Genomic DNA, 20,036 nt, shown 5'->3' with positions numbered 1-20,036 from the left:
GCGCCCTGCTCGTGGACCACCGGGATCAGCCGGATGCCGGCCGGGGCGAAGATATCCATGGCGTCCATGAAGGCCGAGCCCATGATGCCGAACATGTCGGTGACGCCGTTGGCCACCAGGGTTTCCACGAAGGCCTCCGAGGGCGTCATCGTCTGCTTGCCCTGCACGACCTGGCGGGTATCTGCGGTGTTGTCGGTGCTCATGAGGCCTCCACGACTTGGTTGGTGTTGTTCGCTTGATCGCATTTATGACACGTAAAGTTCCGATAAACGAAACTTCTGGCAAAACTAGCCCCCCGCCTGTGCTCAGTCAACACAAATCTCACAAAACGGTACAAATTGATTTCTTTTCAGGAACTAATTACCCTGTGAATAAAGAGGGAGATACCACCATGACCACCCATCGCACCGAGACGAGCCGCCTCGAGGGAGAGACTCCGGCTCAGCGCCTGCTGGCCCTGCTGGAGGTGATCGCAGGCAAGGACCAGTTCTTCACGCTGCAAGGCATGGTGGACGAGACAGGCCTGCCCAAACCCACCCTGCACCGCATGCTCCAGCAGTTGGAATCCTCGGGGATGCTCCAGCGCGAGGCCGACGGCCGCCACTACAGCAAAGGCAGCCGGTTGCGGGCCCTCGCCGAGAATCTGCTGCTCAACGACACCGTGCATGGCGCTCGACATTCGGTGTTGGCCGATCTTGTCGAGGAAGTCGGAGAGAGCTGCAACATCACCGCTCTTTCAGGGGGGGAAGTGCTCTACCTGGATCGCGTGGAGACCTCGGCCCCACTGCGCTTCTATCTCCATCCCGGCTCTCGGGTTCCCGTGCACTGCTCGGCCAGCGGCAAGCTATTCCTGGCCCAGATGGCACCCGCCCAGCGGCGCCGCCTGCTGGATCAGGCGCCCTTGAAGAGTTTCACCCACAATACCCTCACCGACCTTGCCGCCCTCGAGGCCGAGATCGAGACAGTCAAGCAGCAAGGCTATGCGTTCGATGACGAGGAATTTCTCCCGGGCCTGCTGTGCATCGCCGTGCTGGCGCCCAATCCAGAAGGCCCTTCGAATATCGGCCTTGCCATTCAGGCACCGGTCATGCGCATGTCGCGAGACAAGATCCTGGGCTGTCTGCCGGCGCTGCGTAGCGCTGCCGACGCCATCGCCGCCATCAGCCGTGAGGCCACGACAGACGCCGCCAGGATGGCATCGGCAACGCCTTGAGTATCGAGAGCGGTCAGGGAATGGCACTGGCCTGCGGCGCTGAATGCGCATATCCTCGGTACCTTATACTGAAGGCCTGGACCACAACTGGGAGATCGTAATGGCCGGTTTACTTCCCGATGTCGACCCCGATGGACTGCTCGAGTACTCGGTGGTCTACACGGATCGCTCCCTCAACCACATGTCGAAGAGCTTCCAGCAGGTGATGCGTGACATCTCCGCTTCCCTGAAGCGGGTCTATCGCGCGCACTCGACGGTCATCGTCCCCGGCAGCGGCACCTTCGGCATGGAGGCGGTGGCTCGCCAGTTCGCCACCGACCGGCGCTGCCTGGTGATTCGCAACGGCTGGTTCAGCTATCGCTGGAGCCAGATCCTGGAGCGCGGTCAGATTCCTTCGGATCTCTATGTCCGCAAGGCGCGCCGCCTCGACGAAGACGACCCGATGTCTCCCTTCGCTCCCCCGCCCATCGAGGAGGTCATCGAGGCGATTCGAGACCAGCAGCCCGACCTGGTGTTCGCGCCCCACGTCGAGACCGCCTCGGGCATCAAGCTGCCGGACGACTACATCCGGCGCCTCGCCGAGGCCATCCATGAGGAGAACGGGCTGCTGGTGCTCGATTGCATCGCCTCGGGCACCGACTGGGTCGATATGCAGGAAACCGGCGTCGACGTCCTGATCAGCGCTCCCCAGAAGGGCTGGAGCGGCTCGCCCTGCTGCGCCATGGTGATGATGTCGCGCCTGGCTCGCGACATCATCGAGGAAACCGAGAGTTCAAGCTTCGCCTGCGACCTCAAGAAGTGGCTGTCGATCATGGAGACCTACGAGGGCGGCGGCCACGCCTACCACGCCACCATGCCCACCGATGGTCTGCATACCCTGCGCGACGTGATGGCCGAAACCGAGGAATATGGCCTCGAGAAGGTCCGCGACGAGCAGCTCGAGCTGGGTCGTCGCGTGCGAGAACTGCTCGCCGAGCACGGCTATCCGAGCGTGGCGGCTCCCGGCTTCGAGGCGCCCGGGGTGGTCGTGAGCTACACCCGGGATCCCGACCTCGCCGTCAAGTTCGCCGCGGCCGGCCTCCAGGTAGCCACCGGCGTGCCGCTGATGTGTGACGAGGGCGAAGGCTTCCGCAGCTTCCGCATCGGCCTGTTCGGGCTGGACAAGCTGCATCACATCGATCGCACCCTGGCGACCCTCGACAAGGCGATGACCTATATCGAGACCACCGACGAATAGCCCCGGCGGCGGCGTCAAACACACGAAGGGCGGCCTCAGGGCCGCCCTTCGTGTTTCTCATGCGCGCTTGTCTTCCCGGCTTCCCGGGCGTGAAGTCAACTGCCGAACAGCGACAGGATGATGCGCTCGCCATAGCCCCACAGCAACACGGTAATAGAGAGCAGGGCCTCCAGGACCAGCACCCCGACGGCCAGCGTCGTGCTCGAGACGATGAAGCCTTCTTCGCTGCTGATGCCAAGGAAGGCCGGGATACCGAGATAGAGCAGATAGGCCGTGTAACACAGGCCGATGATCCCGGCGAGCAGGCACAGCCAGATCAGCGGATAGACCGCCACGATCCCGCTGACGAACATCGGCGTGGCCACATAGCCCGCAAACACGATGCACTGGCTCTGGCTCGGCGGCTTGGTGAAGCGCTTGGCCATGTAGCGGATCACCTTGCCCACCACGTAAACCGCCGCAAGGATCACCAGGTAGAATACGATCCCCGCGCCCAAGGCATCCAGGTAGCCGAGCTGGATCGTCGTGCCCCCACCGAGGCTCCACCCCACCTGGGTGGTGCCGATATAGGAACAGATGACCGGAATGGCCGCCAGCAGCAGCACGTGGTGCTCGTAGAGATGGGTGAGCGTCTCGCGCTCTTCCTTGATCTGCTGCCACTCGCGCTTCGGATGGGCGAGGATGCCCCAAGCATGTGTCAACATGGCACTCCCTCCTGCCGGGGACGGGCCACGATGGCCCGCCACTCGATGACTTCACCGGCAAGTATAGGCGGAGACACGCAAGGTCTCCGCCAACGGTCGTACCTTCAGAGGGTATTTACAAACCACTGCGCTCGGCCATGTGGCGTTGAAACCAGCCTCAAGATGCTCATTTACTCGCTCGTAAACTCCGCTTTTTCGGCTGATTTCGCCTTACCTGGCCGTCGCTCGTGACGTTTGTGTCTCCCCCTCTTATCCCAGGGCGGCAATCAACGGAGTGGAGGGAAGCAGGCTTGACTCCACCGACATCATCACGCTTAACGCGGTGATGGTAAGGATCGAGAAGCCGAACACGCGCTTGGCCCAACGCTCGGCGTTGGTGGTCCAGTAGCCCTGCATGGCCAGATACAGCCAGTAGACGCCCATCACCAGAGCCACCGCAAAGTAGCCCGGCCCGGCATAGCCGGCCACGCTCAACGCCAGGGAGGCGAAGACGAAGGCCACCACATAGCCCAGGATGTAGTGCTTGGCGGTACCGATGCCGCGCACCACGGGCAGGACGGGGATCTTAGCCGCCTCGTAATCCTTGAAGCGGAAGATGGCGATGGCATAGGAATGCGGCATCTGCCACAGGCAGAAGATCACCAACAGCGTCAGCGCACCGCCATCGAACTGACCGGACACCGCACAGTAGCCCACCACCGGCGGCATGGCACCGGACAGGCTACCCACCAGGGTGCCGTACTCGGAGCTACGCTTTAGCCACAGGCTGTAGGCGCCCACATAGATGGCGAAACCGAAGGCCGCCAGGCCCACGGTCACGGCGTTGGTGAACACCGCCAACAGGGCGAAGCCCGCGACCCCCAGGAGGGTCGCGAAGCGCAGCGTCTCTGCCACCGACAGCCGCCCCTGCACCAGGGGCCGGCTGAGGGTGCGCTCCATCACCGCATCGATATCGCGATCGATGACGTTGTTGTAAGCGCACCCGGAAGCGATCACCAGGGACAATCCTGCCAGCGTGGCCAGCAGCAGCCAGAGATCGATCTGGCCCTGGGCGGCCAGGAAAAAGCCGCCCAGTACCGAGATGGCGTTGCCACCGATGATCCCCGGCTTGGTCAGAGCCAGGTAGTCCCGACGCCGCGAGGAGGCTGTCATCACCCGATCATCATGTTGAGATGCAGGTTGTGCATGATCCATAGGGAACCTCCGATGACCAGGACCAGGATCGACGCGGTGAAGACGAAGGCCGTGACGTTCCAGCCCTCATCGGTCTTGGTGCTCATGTGCATGAACAGGATCAACTGCACGAGCACCTGAGCCACCGCGGTGGCCACGACGATCAGCACGGTGGCTGACGTGGCGAAGGATCCCGTCATCACCACCCCGAACGGGATGATGGTCAGCACGATGGACAGAATCAAGCCGATCACATAGGACTTGACGCTGCCGTGGCTCTGCTCGGCATGAGAGGCGTGTCCGCTCATATCACAGGACTCCCATCAGGTAGACGAAGGAGAAGACGCAGATCCAGACGATATCCAGGAAGTGCCAGAACAGGCTCAGGCACATGATCCGCGGGCGCGTCATGTCGGTCAGCCCCTTGGTCTGCACCTGGATCAGCATGACCAGAATCCAGATCAGGCCGAAGGTCACGTGCAGGCCGTGGGTGCCGACCAGGGTGAAGAAGGCCGACAGGAAAGCGCTGCGATCCGGACCGAAGCCTTCATGGATCAGGTGCTGGAACTCGTAGACCTCCATGCCAACGAAGCCCGCGCCGAGCAGGAAGGTGATCGCCAGCCAGGCCTTCACCTGGGACGCGCGGTCGGCGTTCATCGCCAGTACCGCCATCCCGTAGGTGAAGCTCGAGAACAGCAGCAGGAAGGTCTCGACCAGAACGAAGGGCAGCTCGAAGATCTCACCGGGCGTCGGACCATCGGCCGTGCCCTTGAGGAGCACGGCGAAGGTGGCGAACAGCGACCCGAAGATGATCAGGTCGCTCATCAGGTAGACCCAGAAACCGAAGAGCTTGGTGCCCGCGGTGTCGTGGTGATCGTGCTCGTGAGCATGATCCCCGTGGTTGCTCAGGGTATCAGTAGACATTACGCCTGCCCTCCTACCTGGGATGCATAGGTTGAAGACTGCGAAACGCCACGCTCGACGCGCTGACGGTGCTCGCGCTCGATGCGTTCGACTTCCGCAGCAGGCACGTAGTAGTCGACGTCTTCACGGAAGATGCGCGCCATGAACACACCAAACATGCCGAGGCCACCGACGATGGCCAGCCACCAGATGTGCCAGATCAGGGCGAAGCCGAAGACGATGGAGAGGCCACCGATGACCGGACCTTCCCAGGTGTCCTTGGGCATGTGGATGTCCTGATAAGGAGCTTCGGACAGCGGCAGCTTGCCACCGTTCTCTTCCTTCATGCGCCAGAAGTCGTCGACACCCTTGATCTCGGGCAGATGCGCGAAGTTGTAGAACTGCGCCGGAGAAGAGGTCGCCCACTCCAGGGTACGGCCGTCCCAGGGATCGCCGGTGACGTCCTGGTTCTGCTTACGGTCGCGGATACTGACGTAGAACTGGATCACGGTGCAGGCGATACCGCACATGATGATCACGGCGCCGACCCAGGCGACGAGCATCAGCGGCTGCCATTCACTGTTAGCGTAGGACTGCATGCGACGCACGGCACCGAAGAAGCTCAGCACGTACAGCGGCATGAAGGCGACGTAGAAACCGACCAGCCAGCACCAGAAGGAGCGCTTGCCCCACTTCTCGTTGAGGGTGAAGCCGAAGGCCTTCGGGAACCAGTAGGTCAGGCCCGCCAGCATGCCGAACACCACGCCACCAATGATGACGTTGTGGAAGTGAGCGATGACGAACAGGCTGTTGTGCAGCACGAAGTTGGCTGCCGGAATGGACAGCATCACCCCGGTCATGCCACCGATGGAGAAGGTGATGATGAAGCCCAGGGTCCACAGCACCGGCGAGGTGAACTCGATCCGGCCGCGGTACATGGTGAACAGCCAGTTGAAGATCTTCACCCCGGTCGGGATGGCAATGATCATCGTCATGATGCCGAAGAAGGCATTGACGTTGGCACCCGCCCCCATGGTGAAGAAGTGGTGCAGCCAGACGATGAACGACAGCACGGTAATGGCGACGGTCGCCCACACCATGGTGCCGTATCCGAACAGACGCTTGCGTGCGAAGGTCGAGATGACCTCGGAGAATACGCCGAACGCCGGCAGGATGAGAATGTAAACCTCGGGATGGCCCCAGGCCCAGATGAGGTTGACGTACATCATCATGTTGCCGCCGAAATCGTTAGTGAAGAAGTGCATCCCCAGGTAACGATCGAGCGTCAGCAGTGCGATGGTCGCAGTCAGAATCGGAAAAGAGGCAATGATAAGGACGTTCGCGCACAGCGAGGTCCAGGTGAAGATGGGCATCCGGAAGAGCTTCATGCCCTTGGTGCGCATCTTGATGATGGTGACGAAGAAGTTGATACCGGTCAGGGTCGTGCCGATACCCGATATCTGCAACGCCCATATCCAGTAATCCACCCCGACGCCGGGACTGTACTCTATGCCCGATAGTGGCGCATAGGCCAGCCAGCCGGTCTGGGCGAACTCACCCACCACCAGGGAGATGTTGACCAGCACCACGCCCGCCGCAAACAGCCAGAAGCTCAGGTTGTTCATGAACGGGAAGGCCACGTCACGCGCACCGATCTGCAGCGGCACCACCAGGTTCATCAGGCCGATGACCATGGGCATGGCGACGAAGAAGATCATGATCACGCCATGGGCGGAGAAGATCTGGTCATAGTGGTGCGGCGGCAGGAAGCCTTCGGCGCCGCCCGCTGCCAGCGCCTGCTGGCTGCGCATCATGATGGCATCGGCGAAGCCGCGAATCAGCATCACCAGCGCCACGATGAAGTACATGATGCCGAGCTTCTTGTGGTCGATGGAAGTGATCCATTCCGTCCACAGGTAGCCCCACTTCTTGAAGTAGGTCAGCGCCCCTACCAGCCCGAGCCCACCGATCGCGATGGCCGCAGCGGTCACCATGATGATCGGCTCGTGGTAGGGGATCGCCTCCAGAGTCAGTTTTCCGAACATAATTTACTCCGCTGCCTCCGCGCTCTCGGACTCGCCGTGGGCGTCTGCGGCTTCGCCGTGGCCAGCACCATGGCCATTGCCCGCGATGGCTGCCATGTACTCGGCGTGACGACCGCCAGCCTTGAAGCTCTTGATGATGCTCTCGTAGAGAGAGGGGGATACCTCGGAGAAGTACTCGACCGGGTTAGCCTCGCTGGGCGCGGCCAGGGCATAGTACTCATCGGGGTAGGTCAGGGACTCGGACGACTCGCGCACCTTCTCGACCCAGGCATCGAAGTCCTGCTGGGTGCTCACGTGAGCCTTGAAGGTCATGTCCGCGAAGCCCGCACCGCTGTAGTTGGTGGAACGACCGGCATACACGCCCGGCTCATCGGCGACCAGGTGAACGTCGTTGTCCATGCCGGCCATGGCATAGATCTGACTACCCAGACGCGGGATGAAGAAGGCGTTCATCACCGAACCGGAGGTCACTCGGAAGTGCACCGGAGTATCCTCGGGGAAAGCCAGTTCGTTGACGGTGGCGATGCCCTGCTCGGGATAGATGAACAGCCATTTCCAATCCAGCGATACGGCCTGGATCTCGATCGGCTCTTGCTGCTCTGCGGTCGGCTCGATGGGCTTGTGCGGGTCCAGGCTGTGCGAGGTATACCAGGTCAGCACCGCCAGGAAGACGATGATCACACAGGGGATGAACCAGACGATGGCCTCGATCAGATTGGAGTGGTGCCAATCCGGACGGTAGGAGGCTTCGCGGTTACTGCGGCGATAGCGCCAGGCGAAGAGCAGCGTCATCACGATCACGGGAATGACCACGATCTGCATCAGACCGAAGGACGTGAGGATCAGGGTTCGCTGTTCTTCCCCTATCTGGCCCTTGGGGTCCAGCAGCGCCGAGCTGCACCCTGCCAACACCAGGGGCAACACCGCCAGCAGCAAGACTCCGAGCTTGCGCAGGGGGGGAGTTCGATTCATGTTTCGACCTCGTCAGGCTTGGCGACAGGAAAAAATCCTGCTGACTTGTAGCAAGTAAGCTACGCAAAGACCGAGACCTGTCCTGCGCCGGTTGACCCATGACCGCAGCAAAGGCTAACCATCGTGGAAAGGGCTCGGCTCACTCATGGCCAAACCCCCGCGAACGCCTCTATGGGGCGCGCGAGAAAGGGTCCGGCCGCGGGGAACGTATTGTGTAGGAAACGCGCAAGAGAGGAAAGAGGCGATTTGCCGCATGTGTCGCACCAGCCCCGGCAGGCCGGTGTCGGAGGATAACGGGCGCCGGGAGGAGCCCGTGCTCAGTAGCCGCCCATGCCTCGCGGCATGAACCCCAGGTTGTTTTCCACCGAACGAACGCCTGCGGCGTTCTCGGCGGCGACCTGCACGGCCAGGCGCTGTTCCTGGCTATCGACCAGCCCCCAGAGCTGTACCCGGCCATCGGCAACGATGATGTTGAGACGTTCGACCATCACCCCGGTATGGCGATCCACCTCCTCGAGGATGGCGTCGCGAATCGCCCGATCGCCGCCGGTCGGTGCCGCGGAGGGCTCCGCCACCGAGAAGCCGCGCAGCAGGTTGGAGCGGCTGACGATGCCCACCAGCCGCCCGTCGCGCAGCACCGGCACTCGCTTGATCCGCCGTCGCTCCAGCAGGGCAGCGATCCGATGCAGCGGCTCGTCCTCTTCCACGGTGACGGGATTCGGCGTCATGATCTCACGGGCCAGGCGCCCGTGGGTGCGCACATAGTCCGCCGCCTGATCGCCTGCGGCAAAAAGCCGCAGCCACCACGAGCGCGGCTCTTCCTCGCCGAGGCGGCGGATCAGGTCTCCCTCGCTGACGATGCCAAGCAGGTGTTCCCGCTCGTCCACCACCGGGACCGCGCTGATGCCGTGTTCGATCAGCAGGCTGGCGATCTCGCGCACTTCGCTGTCGGGCGACACGCTGATCACATGGGGAGTCATGACATCTGCGGCACGCATGGCAAGGCCTCCGGAAAGCAGCACAAGGGCGCGCCACGTCATCGGCGCTCGCCTTCAACATAGCAAGTCCACGTCGACAAGGCTTGATCCCGAGCAAGCCGATGGTCGGCGCGTCACTCACTCATCGGGAGGTGCGACCGACTCGCGCACGATGAGTTCCGGCGCGACGTGCAACTGTTCGACGTCGCTGCGCTTGTCGGCGATGGCCTGAGTCAGCAGCCGACAGGCCTCCCGGCACAGCGTCGCGGTCTGCTGGCGCACGGTGGTCAGGGCGGGCCTCAGCAGGCGCGCGATCTCGATATCGTCGTAGCCGATCACCGACAGGTCTTCGGGCACGCGCAGCCCCTGCCGGGTCGCCTGGCTGATGGCGCCCAGCGCCGAGAAGTCATTGAAGGCAAACAGCGCGGTGGGGCGCCGGCGGCTCCTGCACAGCTGGCGCACCGCCGCCTCCCCGCTCTCGCTGTCCATGCCACCGGCATGCACCCAATCCGGCTCCAGCGACAGCCCCGCCTCGGCCAGGGCGCGCTGGAAACCGCGGAAGCGGCGTATCGACTGATGATGCTGCACGGGCCCGGCGATGCAGCCAATCGCCCGGTGGCCCTGCTCGATCAGATGGCGGGTCGCCAGATAACCGCCGAGCTCGGAATCGTCGCTGACGCTGGTCAGGCTCGGCGTGTCCGAATCCAGCATCACCACCGGGAAGCTGCATGACCCCAGCAGTTCCAGGTAGGCATCGGAGAGCACCGACTCCAGTACCAGCAGCCCGTCGATGCGTCGTCCCTTCAGCGTGCGGATGTAGCTGCGCTGCTTGTCGATGTCGCGTCCGGAATTGCACAGCATCAAGTTGAAGCCGGCCTCGTAGAGCTCCGACTCGAGCCGGGCGACCACCTCGGCGAAATAGGGGTTGGTCGAGCTGGTGACGATCATCCCCACGGTGTGCGTCACATTCTTCTTCAGCGACTGCGCCGAGGTACTGGGAGTGAAATCGAGCCGCTCGATCGCCGCCATGACGCGCTCGCGAGTATCCGCCTTGACGAAGCGCGTGCCGTTGACCACGTGGGACACGGTCGACACGGACACCCCCGCCTCCCTGGCCACATCGGTAATCGTCACCATCGCCGCTGGCCGCCCCTGCCGCGCTTGCCCGCCGCTCGTCGCCCGTTCATTGCCTCTCCTGCCTGCCGCTCGTGCCTCGACCGCCTGAGACGTCAACCGCGGCCCTCGATGACACCAGCATAACGCATTGATTCGCCGAGTAGCAGCGCTTCACGGCTCGTCCAGATCCGTCGCCGGGAAAGCCCTCTACCACCCTCCTGTCAACGTCTGACACGGGATCAGGATACCCCAAATGGGGTAAATAAAAACGTTTGCGCAAACGTTTTTCTCTGCGCTAGGGTGAACGCCATCCATCGAGCCCACGGCCCGTCTTCGGGTCGGCCTTCCATCAACAACACAGGGTGAATGCCGTGACCACCGCCCCTATCGCTCCGCCTCGGGACGGCGCCTCGACCGCACATGCCGACGCCATCGTCGTCGGCAGCCTGAACATGGACCTCGTGGTCCGCACGCCACGCCACCCCCAACCGGGCGAGACCCTGCTCGGCAGAGGCTTCGACGCCACCCCCGGCGGCAAGGGGGCCAACCAGGCCGTGGCCCTGGCGCGCCTGGGTGCCAACACGGCGATGGTCGGTCGCGTCGGCGACGATGCTTACGGCCGGGCGCTGGTGGCCAACCTCGACCGCGAAGGCATCCACCACCGAGGCGTGCTGGCACGCCCCGATACCGAGACCGGCGTGGCCATGATCCAGGTCGATGACGCCAGCCAGAACAGCATCGTGGTCATTCCCGGCAGCAACGGCGAGCTCTCCCCCTCGGACATAGCCAGCGCCGATGCCACGCTGGGCCGGGCCCGCCTGCTGGTCTGCCAGCTGGAGGTGCCGCTGACCACGGTTCGCGAGGCGCTGGCCCGCGCCCGCCGCCATGGCGTCACTACCCTGCTCAACGCCGCGCCGGCCATGACCCTGCCGCAGGACGTTCTGGCGCTGGTCGACTGGCTGGTGGTCAACGAGAGCGAGGCCGCGGCCCTCTCCGGCCACCCCGTCGGACATCCGGACGACGCCGCCCAGGCCATCCGCCGCCTGCGCCAGTCCGGCTGCCGCCAGATCCTCGTCACCCTGGGCGCCCAGGGCGTGGTCGCGGCCGACGACAGCGGCCTGCACCACTATCCGGCACCGAAGGTCGCCGCCGTCGACACCACCGCGGCCGGCGACACCTTCGTCGGCGGCTTCGCCGCGGCGCTGCTGCGTGGCGCCAGCGTGGAGGCAGCTGTCCGCGAGGGACAGGCCGCCGCCGCCATCGCCGTCACCCGCCCCGGCGCCCAGGCGTCGATCCCCCATCGCGACGAGCTCGCCGACCACTGACCCCTACAGGAGAACCACGATGGCCACCCCCGCGCCCGCCCCTACCCCCGCCAAGGTGATCTTCGACACCGACCCGGGCATCGACGACGCCATGGCGCTGCTGTTCCTGCATCGCCACCCGGGCCTCGACCTGCAGGGCATCACCACGGTGCACGGCAACGCCCGCACCGACACCACCACCCGCAACGCCCGCTACCTGGCCCAGCGCTTCGGCCTCGAGGTCCCCGTCGCTCGCGGCGCGGCCGAGCCCCTGGCGATGCCCAAGTCGGCACCGCCCACCTTCGTCCACGGCGACGACGGCCTGGGCAACGCCGGGCTCTCCTTCGAGCCGACCCTGGCGCTGGACCCGCGGCCCGCCTACCAACTGATCATCGACACCGTGCGCCGCCATCCCGGCGAGGTGACGCTGATCGCGGTCGGCCCGCTGACCAACCTAGGCCTGGCGCTCAAGGAAGACCCGGCCATCGCCGGCCTGGTCAAGGAAGTCGTGGTGATGGGCGGCGCCTTCGGCGTCGGCGGCCAGGGCGGCAACATCACGCCGGTGGCCGAGGCCAACATCCACGGCGACCCGCACGCCGCCGACCTGGTGTTCAGCGCCGACTGGCCGGTCGCCATCGTCGGCCTGGACGTTACCCACAAGGTGCTGATGCGCGACGCCGACTTCCGGCGCCTGCGCGACCAGGGCGGCGAGGACGGCGACTTCATGTGGCGGATCTCGCGCCACTACGTGGACTTCTACTCCGAGCGCGAGGCCATCGACGGCTGCTATGTCCACGACTCCAGCGCCGTGGCCTACGTGCTCGACCCGAGCCTGTTCGAGGTGCGCCGCGGCCCGGTACGCGCCGTGCGCGACGGCCTGGCCATGGGCCAGACCATCCAGCGCCCCGACGCCCAGGATTTCCCGCCCAACGCCTGGGACGGCCTGCCCTCGCAGCGGGTCTGCGTGGACGTCGACGGCGAACGCCTGATGACGCTGTTCATGGACACCTTCGTCGCCCCCGAGAAGCCAAAGGGGGAATAAGCGCTTTCGCCAGACACTCTGTGGCGAGGCCGCCGGGGACAAGGCGAAGCGAGGGTCCTTTGCCAGGGGTGAGGCGGAAGGAGAGGAACATCCAGTGGATGTTCCTCCCGCCGAACGGGTTGGCCATGGATGGCCAACCCAGGCCCTGCAAGCGGCGCAGGATGCAAGAGCGCTGCAGGGCAACGGTAGCGCCCAGGGATGGGTTCACAGCGCCCTCGCGATGGTCCGACACCTCGGGGCTTGTCGCCGGGAAAGGCCCGCTTTGCTCAGCCCACTGTCAACCACTGATCCTTCACTAGCTGGACACCGATAATGACAACGCCCGACACCGATACCCTCGCCAACGCGCTGCGCGCGCTCGCCATGGATGCCGTGCAGCAGGCCGGCTCCGGCCACCCCGGCATGCCCATGGGCATGGCCGAGATCGCCGTCGCCCTGTGGCACCGCCACCTGCGCCACAATCCGGCCAATCCCGACTGGCCCGACCGCGACCGCTTCGTGCTCAGCAATGGCCACGGCTCGATGCTGCTCTACGCCCTGCTTCACCTGACCGGCTATGATCTCTCCCGCGACGACCTGGCCGCCTTTCGCCAGCTGCACAGCCGCACCCCGGGCCACCCTGAACTCGGCTACACCCCAGGCGTCGAGACCACCACCGGCCCGCTGGGCCAGGGGCTGGCCAACGCCGTGGGGCTGGCACTCGCCGAGCGACTGCTGGCCGAGGAATTCAATCGCGACGGCCTGCCGCTGGTCGACCATCACACCTACGCCTTCGTCGGCGACGGCTGCCTGATGGAGGGCATCAGCCACGAGGCCGCCTCGCTGGCCGGCACCCTGGGGCTCGGCAAGTTGATCGTGCTCTACGACGACAACGGCATCTCCATCGACGGCGAGGTCGCGGGCTGGTTCAGCGACGACACCGCAGGCCGCTTCGACGCCTACGGCTGGCAGGTGATCCCCGCCGTCGACGGCCACGACGTGGCGGCCATCGACGCCGCCATTGCCCTGGCCAAGGACGACGACCGCCCCACCCTGATCGCCTGCCGCACCCTGATCGGCAAGGGCGCACCCACCAAGCAGGGCAGCGCCGCCAGCCACGGCGCGCCGCTGGGCGACGCCGAGATCCGCGCCGCCCGCGAGGCCATGAACTGGCCCCATGCGCCCTTCGTCATCCCCGATGACGTCGCCGAGGCATGGAGTGCCCGAAAGCGCGGCGAACGCGACGAGACCGCCTGGCGCTCAATGTTCACCCGCTACGCCGAGGCCCATCCCGAGGCCGCCCGAGACTTCGAGCGCCGCCTCGCCGGCGAGCTGCCCGAGGACTTTGCCCGCCAGGCCCAGCAGCGGCTCGAGGCCGTGGCCGAGAAGGGAGAAAAGCTCGCCACGCGCAAGGCCAGCCAGCAGGCGATCCAGGCCTTCGCCGCGGGGCTCCCGGAACTGGTCGGCGGCTCCGCCGACCTGGCCGGCTCCAACCTGACGCTGTGGGACCAGGCCCGTCCGGTCGGTCGCCACGGCGGCGGCAACTACGTGCACTACGGGGTGCGCGAATTCGGCATGGCCGCGGTGATGAACGGCCTCTGCCTGCATGGCGGCCTGCGGCCCTTCGGCGGCACCTTCCTGATGTTCTCCGAATACGCCCGCAACGCCCTGCGCATGGCCGCGCTGATGAAGATCAATCCGATCTTCGTGTTCACCCACGACTCCATCGGCCTCGGCGAGGACGGCCCCACCCACCAGCCGGTGGAACAGACCGCCACCCTGCGCCTGATGCCCAACATGGACGTCTGGCGCCCCTGTGACGCCGTCGAGACCCGCGTCGCCTGGCAGGCCGCCCTCGAGCACACCGCCACGCCCACCAGCCTGGTGCTCAGCCGCCAGGCGCTGGCCGCCCAGCCCCGCGACGCCACACAGCTGGCAGAAATCCGCCGTGGCGGCTACGTGCTCGCCCGGGAGGACGGCCCGCTGGACCTGGTACTGATCGCCACCGGCTCGGAGATCCAACTGGCCGTGGAGGCCCGAACAAGGCTCGCGGACGAAGGCGTGCAGGCCCGGGTGGTGTCGCTGCCCTCGACCTTCGCCTTCGATCGCCAGGACCGCGGCTACCGCGACGCGGTGCTGCCGCCCGGGGTGCCGCGCCTCGCCGTGGAGGCCGGCGTCACCGACTACTGGCGCAAGTACGTGGGCCTCGACGGCGACGTCGTGGGGCTCGACACCTTCGGCGAGTCGGGCCCGGCCGATGCCCTGTATCGCCACTTCGGCCTCACCGCCGAGGCCGTCACCGCACGGGCCCACCAACTGCTGGCCCCCACCCCCGCATCCCAGGAGGTATCCGCATGAGTCGTCTGAGTCGCATCGCCGAATTCGGCCAGCAGGTCTGGCTGGACAACCTCTCGCGCCGGCTGCTCGACAGCGGTCGGCTGGCACGCTGGCTGGAGGAAGACGCCATCGCCGGGGTCACCTCCAACCCGGCGATCTTCCACAAGGCCATCGCCGAGGATCCGCTCTACCGCGACGACCTGGCGCGCCTGCGCGACCGGGAGCCCGACCCCGAGCGCCGCTTCGAGGCGCTGGTGCTGCCCGACATCCGCGCGACCTGCGACCTGCTGCGCCCGCGCTTCGAGGCCAGCGGCGGCGAGGCGGGCTTCGTCAGCTTCGAGGTCTCGCCGCGCCTGGCCCAGGATCCGGACGCCACGCTGGCCGCCGCCAAGCGCCTGTGGGCGGCCATCGACCGGCCCAACGCCATGATCAAGATCCCGGCCACCCGGGCCTGCCTGCCGGCGATCCGCGACGCCATCGCCGCCGGGCTCAACGTCAACGTGACCCTGATGTTCTCGCCGCGCCATCTCGACGACGTCTTCGCGGCCTACTGCGACGGCCTGGCCGCCCGCCACGCCGCCGGCCAGCCGGTGGATCACATCCGCGCGGTGGCGAGCTTCTTCCTCAGCCGGGTGGACACCCTGGTCGACGGCGAGCTGCCGGAATCCACCGCCCACCTGCGCGGGCATATCGCCGTGGCCTCGGCCAAGGCCGCCTACGCGCGCTGGCAAGAGACCTTCGGCGGCGAGGCCTTCGCCGAGCTGCACGCGGCCGGCGCCCGGCCCCAGCGCTGCCTGTGGGCCAGCACCGGCACCAAGAACCCGGCCTACTCGGACGTCATGTACGTGGAGGAGCTGATCGGCCCCGACACCGTCAACACCGTGCCCGACGCCACCCTGGCGGCCTTCGCCGACCACGGCGAGGCCGCCGAGACGCTGACCGAAGGCCTGGCGACGGCTCGCGAGCGGCTCGCCGAGCTGGCCGCCCTGGGCATCGACCTGGACGAGATCGGCGAGCGCCTGCAGCGCGAGGGCCTCGCCGCCTTCGACCAGGCCTACGACGCCCTGCTGCGCCTGGTCGACTGATGCTCCGGCCGGCCGGTCCTGCGACCGGCCGGTCCCGCCTCTCCCAAGCTCGACCTCTCAAGCACGCTCTACCCAACACAACGACAACATGAGGCTCCCATGTCGCATTCTCCACGCCGCCTGCCCCAGGCCCTCGCCGGTGCCGCGCTGCTGACCGCCGCCCCTTTCGTCCAGGCCGACGCCCTGACCCCGAGCTGGTCGTTCGCCAACGTCTCGGTCAACTATCTCGACTGGTCCGACGGCACCGAACAGCGCACCGCCAGCAACGCCGCCAAGGGCGACTTCATGTACCTGGAACTGGAGGGCGGCGCCGGCTTCTCCTGGGGCGAGGTCTACGGCTTCTTCGACGTGGAAAACCCCCAGCACGACGAGTTCGATGACGCCAGCGGCGGCCGGGACAACCGCCGCACCGCCGCCAAGGTGACCTCGCACGTCTATCTCGGCGAGTCGCCCTTCTCGCTCTATGCCCACGTCTACGACTTCCGCGACGACGGCTACCAGACCCGCGAGCAGGACCAGATACTTGGCCTGGGCTATCGCCACACCTTCGATAGCGGCCTGTGGATCAAGCCGTTCATCGGACCGGCCCGGGTGCAGAGCAGCGGCTACACCGGCATGAACGGCTACATGGCCGGCTGGGTCGCCGGCTACGACTTCCAGGCCTTCGACCAGCGCTTCAGCCTGACCAACTGGCACGAGCAGACCTTCGCCCGCGACGATGCCTATCTGCGCCAGAACTATGTCGGCGACAAGGCCGGCAGCACCGGCACCAACGGCGCCGTGGCGCTATGGTGGCACGCCGCCCCGGCGCTGACCGCCGGCGTGCAGTACCGCTACTCGCACAACAAGCTGGGCTCACCGGGTGAGTATCAGAACGCGATGATCTACACCGTCAAGTTCAACTTCCTGTGACGCCCGCCTGACGGCCCGGAGAACTCCCCATGACCATCATCATGAGCCTGGTCGGGATGATGACGCTGATCGCCATCGCCCTGATCTTCTCTTCCAACCGCCGCGCCATCCGCCTGCGCACCGTGGGCGGCGCCTTCGCCATCCAGGCCGGCATCGGCGCCTTCGTGCTCTACGTGCCCGCCGGCCAAGCGGTGCTCGCCACCGTCTCCGACGCCGTCAGCCAGGTGGTGCTCTACGCCAACGACGGCATCGGCTTCCTGTTCGGCGGCCTGGCCGACGTCGAGTCCACCGGCTTCGTGTTCGCCATCAAGGTGCTGCCGGTGATCATCTTCTTCTCCTCGCTGACCGCGGTGCTCTATTACATCGGCGTCATGCAGTGGATCATCCGCATCCTCGGCGGCGCCCTGCAGAAGGCCCTCGGCACCTCGCGCACCGAGTCGCTGTCGGCCACCGCCAACATCTTCGTCGGCCAGACCGAGGCGCCGCTGGTGGTGCGCCCCTTCATCGCCCGGATGACCCAGTCGCAGCTGTTCGCGGTGATGTGCGGCGGCCTGGCCTCGGTGGCCGGCTCGGTGCTGGCCGGCTACGCGGCGCTGGGCATTCCCATGGAGTACCTGGTGGCCGCCTCCTTCATGGCCGCCCCCGGCGGGCTGCTGTTCGCCAAGCTGCTGATGCCCGAGACCGAGACGCCCGAGGACAGCGTCTCCGCCGCCGAGGAACGCCTCGAGGAAGAGGAAGACCATCCCACCAACGTGCTCGACGCCGCCGCCGCCGGGGCCAGCTCCGGCCTGATGCTGGCCGCCAACGTCGGCGCCATGCTGCTGGCCTTCATCGGCCTGATCGCCCTGGTCAACGGCATCCTCGGCGGCGTCGGCGACTGGTTCGGCATGGAATCGCTGAGCCTGGAGATGATCCTGGGCTGGCTGTTCGCGCCGCTGGCCTTCCTGCTCGGCGTGCCCTGGCAGGAAGCCACCCTGGCCGGCTCGTTCATCGGCCAGAAGCTGGTGGTCAACGAGTTCGTGGCCTATATCCACCTGGCGCCCTACCTCGACGGCGAGCAGGTGGTCGCCGCCACCGGTGAGGCCCTCTCCAGGCATACGGCGGCGATCCTGTCGTTCGCGCTGTGCGGCTTCGCCAACCTGTCGTCGATCGCCATCCTGCTCGGCGGCCTGGGCGGCATCGCCCCCAGCCGGCGCCACGACATCGCCCGACTCGGCCTCAAGGCGATGCTCGCCGGCACGCTCTCCAACCTGATGTCCGCCACCCTGGCCGGCTTCTTCATCGCCCTGGGCTGACATCCCCGCGAGCACGGGGCATGGTGAGGCGGGATCACGGCTCCCTCACCCTGCCCCGGGCCATTCCGGCGGGGCCCCGTCCCTCGCCGTGCATACCACTGCAAGGAGGCAACGATGCATTACCCGAACTGGAAACGCGGCCTGCTGCCGGGCCTGCTGCTGCTCGGCGGCTGTGCCGCCTCGACCCCGCCGGCGGACGAGGCCGTCCACCTCACCATCCTGCATACCAACGACCACCACGGACGCTTCTGGCACAACGCCCGGGACGAATACGGCATGGCGGCACGCAAGACGCTGGTCGACGACATCCGTGACGAGGTCGAGGCGGCAGGCGGGCAGTCGCTGCTGCTCTCCGGGGGCGACATCAATACCGGTGTCCCCGAATCCGACCTGCTCGACGCCGAGCCCGACTTCCGGGGCATGAACCTGCTTGGCTACGACGCCATGGCGGTCGGTAACCACGAGTTCGACAATCCCCTGCCGGTGCTGCGCCGCCAGGAGGACTGGGCCAACTTCCCGATGCTGTCGGCCAACATCTACCGCGCCTCCACCGGCGAGCGGCTGTTTCCGCCCTATCGAATCTTCGATCTCGACGGCCTCGAGGTGGCGGTGCTGGGGCTGACCACCGAAGACACTGCCGTGATCGGCAACCCCGAGAACCTCAACGACATCGAGTTCCGCGACCCGGTGGCGGAAGCGGCCAAGCTGGTGCCCGAGCTGCGCGAGCGCGCCGACATCGTGATCGCCGCCACGCACATGGGCCATTACGCCGACGCCCGGCACGGCGCCAATGCCCCGGGCGACGTGACCCTGGCTCGCCGGGTGCCCGGCATCGACCTGATCGTCGGCGGCCATTCCCAGGAGCCGGTGTGCATGGCGGCCGAAAATCGCATGGAGGAGGACTTCGTGCCGGGCGACGCCTGCGTGCCCGATGCGCAGAACGGCACGCTGATCGTGCAGGCCCATGAATGGGGCAAGTACGTCGGCCGCGCCGACCTGGTCTACCGCGACGGCGACCTGCGCCTGGCGGACTATCGCCTGCTGCCCGTGAACCTGCTGGCACCGGACGACGGCGACGACGCCACGCCGCGCCAGCTGGCCGCGCCGCGCATCGCCGAGGATCAGGCGATGCTGTCGCTGCTGGCGCCCTACCAGCAGCAGGGCCAGCAGCAGCTCGACGTGCGGGTGGGCCGTACCGATGGCCGGCTGGAAGGCGATCGCGATCTGGTACGCCGCCAGCCGACCAACCTCGGCCGGCTGATCGCCACGGCCCAGGCCGAGGCGGCCCAGGCAGACCTCGGCGTGGTCAATGCCGGCGGCGTGCGCGACAGCCTGGCCGACGGGCCGGTGAGCTATCGCGACATCCTGCGCGTCCAGCCTTTCGCCAACCGGGTCTGCTACGTGGAACTGAGCGGCGCAGAGCTCAAGGCCTACCTGGCGACGCTGGCCGCGATACCGCCCGACACCGGGGCCTACCCGCAGTTCGGCCGGGTGCGCTTCGAGCTGAAAGACGGCGAGCTGCACGACCTGGTGCTCACCGGCAACGGCGAGCGGCGCGTCGAGGACGACGCCACCTACCGCCTCGCCATCAACAGCTACTCGGCCTCAGGTGCCGAAGGCTATCCCCCGCTGGACGACCACGCCGGCTTCGTCGACACCGGCCTCACCGACGCCGTGGCACTCAAGCGCTTCATCGAGCGCCACTCGCCCATCGACGCCTCGGCCTGGCGCCCCTGAACCAT

18 protein-coding genes are annotated in these 20,036 nt (G+C 66.3%); 9 read left to right on the top strand and 9 right to left on the bottom strand.

Features of this window, described 5'->3' with window-relative positions:
- Positions 1 to 203, bottom strand: a 203-nt coding sequence (locus FHR96_RS19775; protein ID WP_246393061.1) for a thiamine pyrophosphate-binding protein, incomplete at its 3' end; no start/stop codon positions are given.
- Between the two features lie 188 nt (positions 204 to 391).
- Here FHR96_RS19775 and FHR96_RS19770 point away from each other — a divergent pair.
- Both FHR96_RS19770 and FHR96_RS19765 read left to right on the top strand, forming a co-directional pair.
- A complete protein-coding gene (locus tag FHR96_RS19770; protein WP_183389447.1) occupies positions 392 to 1,213 on the top strand; it encodes an IclR family transcriptional regulator in 822 nt (273 codons plus the stop codon).
- Positions 1,214 to 1,313: 100 nt separating this feature from the next.
- On the top strand, positions 1,314 to 2,450 hold the full coding sequence (locus FHR96_RS19765) for an aminotransferase class V-fold PLP-dependent enzyme (RefSeq protein WP_183389446.1): 1,137 nt from the start codon (positions 1,314 to 1,316) through the stop codon (positions 2,448 to 2,450).
- A gap of 95 nt (positions 2,451 to 2,545) precedes the next feature.
- Here FHR96_RS19765 and FHR96_RS19760 read toward each other — a convergent pair whose 3' ends face one another.
- The 8 genes from FHR96_RS19760 to FHR96_RS19725 form a co-directional block, all read right to left on the bottom strand.
- Positions 2,546 to 3,154 carry a Yip1 family protein gene (locus tag FHR96_RS19760; RefSeq protein WP_183389445.1) on the bottom strand — a complete coding sequence of 203 codons (609 nt, stop codon included), beginning with the start codon at positions 3,152 to 3,154 and terminating at the stop codon, positions 2,546 to 2,548.
- A gap of 249 nt (positions 3,155 to 3,403) precedes the next feature.
- Positions 3,404 to 4,348, bottom strand: a complete 945-nt coding sequence (gene cyoE / locus FHR96_RS19755) for a heme o synthase (protein WP_183389444.1) — start codon at positions 4,346 to 4,348, stop codon at positions 3,404 to 3,406.
- Positions 4,306 to 4,635, bottom strand: coding sequence for a cytochrome o ubiquinol oxidase subunit IV (gene cyoD / locus FHR96_RS19750; RefSeq protein ID WP_183389443.1), 330 nt, complete (start codon positions 4,633 to 4,635; stop codon positions 4,306 to 4,308). The genes cyoE and cyoD overlap by 43 nt, the downstream gene beginning before the upstream one ends.
- 1 nt (position 4,636) lies before the next feature.
- Positions 4,637 to 5,251, bottom strand: coding sequence for a cytochrome o ubiquinol oxidase subunit III (locus FHR96_RS19745; protein ID WP_183389442.1), 615 nt, complete (start codon positions 5,249 to 5,251; stop codon positions 4,637 to 4,639).
- On the bottom strand, positions 5,251 to 7,275 hold the full coding sequence (cyoB, locus tag FHR96_RS19740) for a cytochrome o ubiquinol oxidase subunit I (protein ID WP_183389441.1): 2,025 nt from the start codon (positions 7,273 to 7,275) through the stop codon (positions 5,251 to 5,253). The genes FHR96_RS19745 and cyoB overlap by 1 nt, the downstream gene beginning before the upstream one ends.
- Positions 7,276 to 7,278: 3 nt before the next feature.
- Entirely contained in the window at positions 7,279 to 8,247 is a 969-nt protein-coding gene (gene cyoA, locus FHR96_RS19735; protein WP_183389440.1) for a ubiquinol oxidase subunit II, read from the bottom strand.
- A gap of 317 nt (positions 8,248 to 8,564) precedes the next feature.
- Entirely contained in the window at positions 8,565 to 9,245 is a 681-nt protein-coding gene (locus FHR96_RS19730) for a CBS domain-containing protein (protein ID WP_183389439.1), read from the bottom strand.
- Positions 9,246 to 9,362: 117 nt separating this feature from the next.
- Positions 9,363 to 10,361 carry a LacI family DNA-binding transcriptional regulator gene (locus FHR96_RS19725; protein WP_246393059.1) on the bottom strand — a complete coding sequence of 333 codons (999 nt, stop codon included), beginning with the start codon at positions 10,359 to 10,361 and terminating at the stop codon, positions 9,363 to 9,365.
- Positions 10,362 to 10,711: 350 nt separating this feature from the next.
- Between FHR96_RS19725 and rbsK the strand changes: the two genes are divergently transcribed.
- The 7 genes from rbsK to ushA all read left to right on the top strand — a co-directional run bounded on the left by rbsK (position 10,712) and on the right by ushA (position 20,031).
- The gene (rbsK, locus tag FHR96_RS19720) at positions 10,712 to 11,665 is read left to right on the top strand and encodes a ribokinase (RefSeq protein WP_343066386.1); all 954 of its coding nucleotides are present in this window, start codon (positions 10,712 to 10,714) and stop codon (positions 11,663 to 11,665) included.
- A gap of 19 nt (positions 11,666 to 11,684) precedes the next feature.
- Positions 11,685 to 12,686: a nucleoside hydrolase gene (locus FHR96_RS19715; protein WP_183389437.1), complete on the top strand. Its 1,002-nt coding sequence runs from the start codon at positions 11,685 to 11,687 to the stop codon at positions 12,684 to 12,686.
- Between the two features lie 312 nt (positions 12,687 to 12,998).
- A complete protein-coding gene (gene tkt, locus FHR96_RS19710) occupies positions 12,999 to 15,023 on the top strand; it encodes a transketolase (protein WP_183389436.1) in 2,025 nt (674 codons plus the stop codon).
- Positions 15,020 to 16,087, top strand: a complete 1,068-nt coding sequence (gene tal / locus FHR96_RS19705) for a transaldolase (RefSeq protein ID WP_183389435.1) — start codon at positions 15,020 to 15,022, stop codon at positions 16,085 to 16,087. Before tkt ends, tal begins: the two co-directional genes overlap by 4 nt.
- Before the next feature lie 99 nt (positions 16,088 to 16,186).
- Entirely contained in the window at positions 16,187 to 16,999 is an 813-nt protein-coding gene (locus tag FHR96_RS19700; protein WP_183389434.1) for an outer membrane protein OmpK, read from the top strand.
- Between the two features lie 29 nt (positions 17,000 to 17,028).
- Positions 17,029 to 18,294, top strand: a complete 1,266-nt coding sequence (locus tag FHR96_RS19695) for a NupC/NupG family nucleoside CNT transporter (RefSeq protein WP_183389433.1) — start codon at positions 17,029 to 17,031, stop codon at positions 18,292 to 18,294.
- A gap of 114 nt (positions 18,295 to 18,408) precedes the next feature.
- Positions 18,409 to 20,031 (top strand): bifunctional UDP-sugar hydrolase/5'-nucleotidase UshA, encoded by a 1,623-nt coding sequence (gene ushA, locus FHR96_RS19690; protein ID WP_183389432.1) that lies wholly within the window; start codon positions 18,409 to 18,411, stop codon positions 20,029 to 20,031.
- Positions 20,032 to 20,036 lie beyond the last annotated feature (5 nt).

The organism is Halomonas organivorans, from assembly GCF_014192055.1.
Taxonomy (GTDB): Bacteria; Pseudomonadota; Gammaproteobacteria; order Pseudomonadales; family Halomonadaceae; genus Halomonas; species Halomonas organivorans.
The sequence above is the reverse complement of the archived record's forward strand: the minus strand, read 5'-3'. Positions and strand labels throughout refer to the sequence as shown.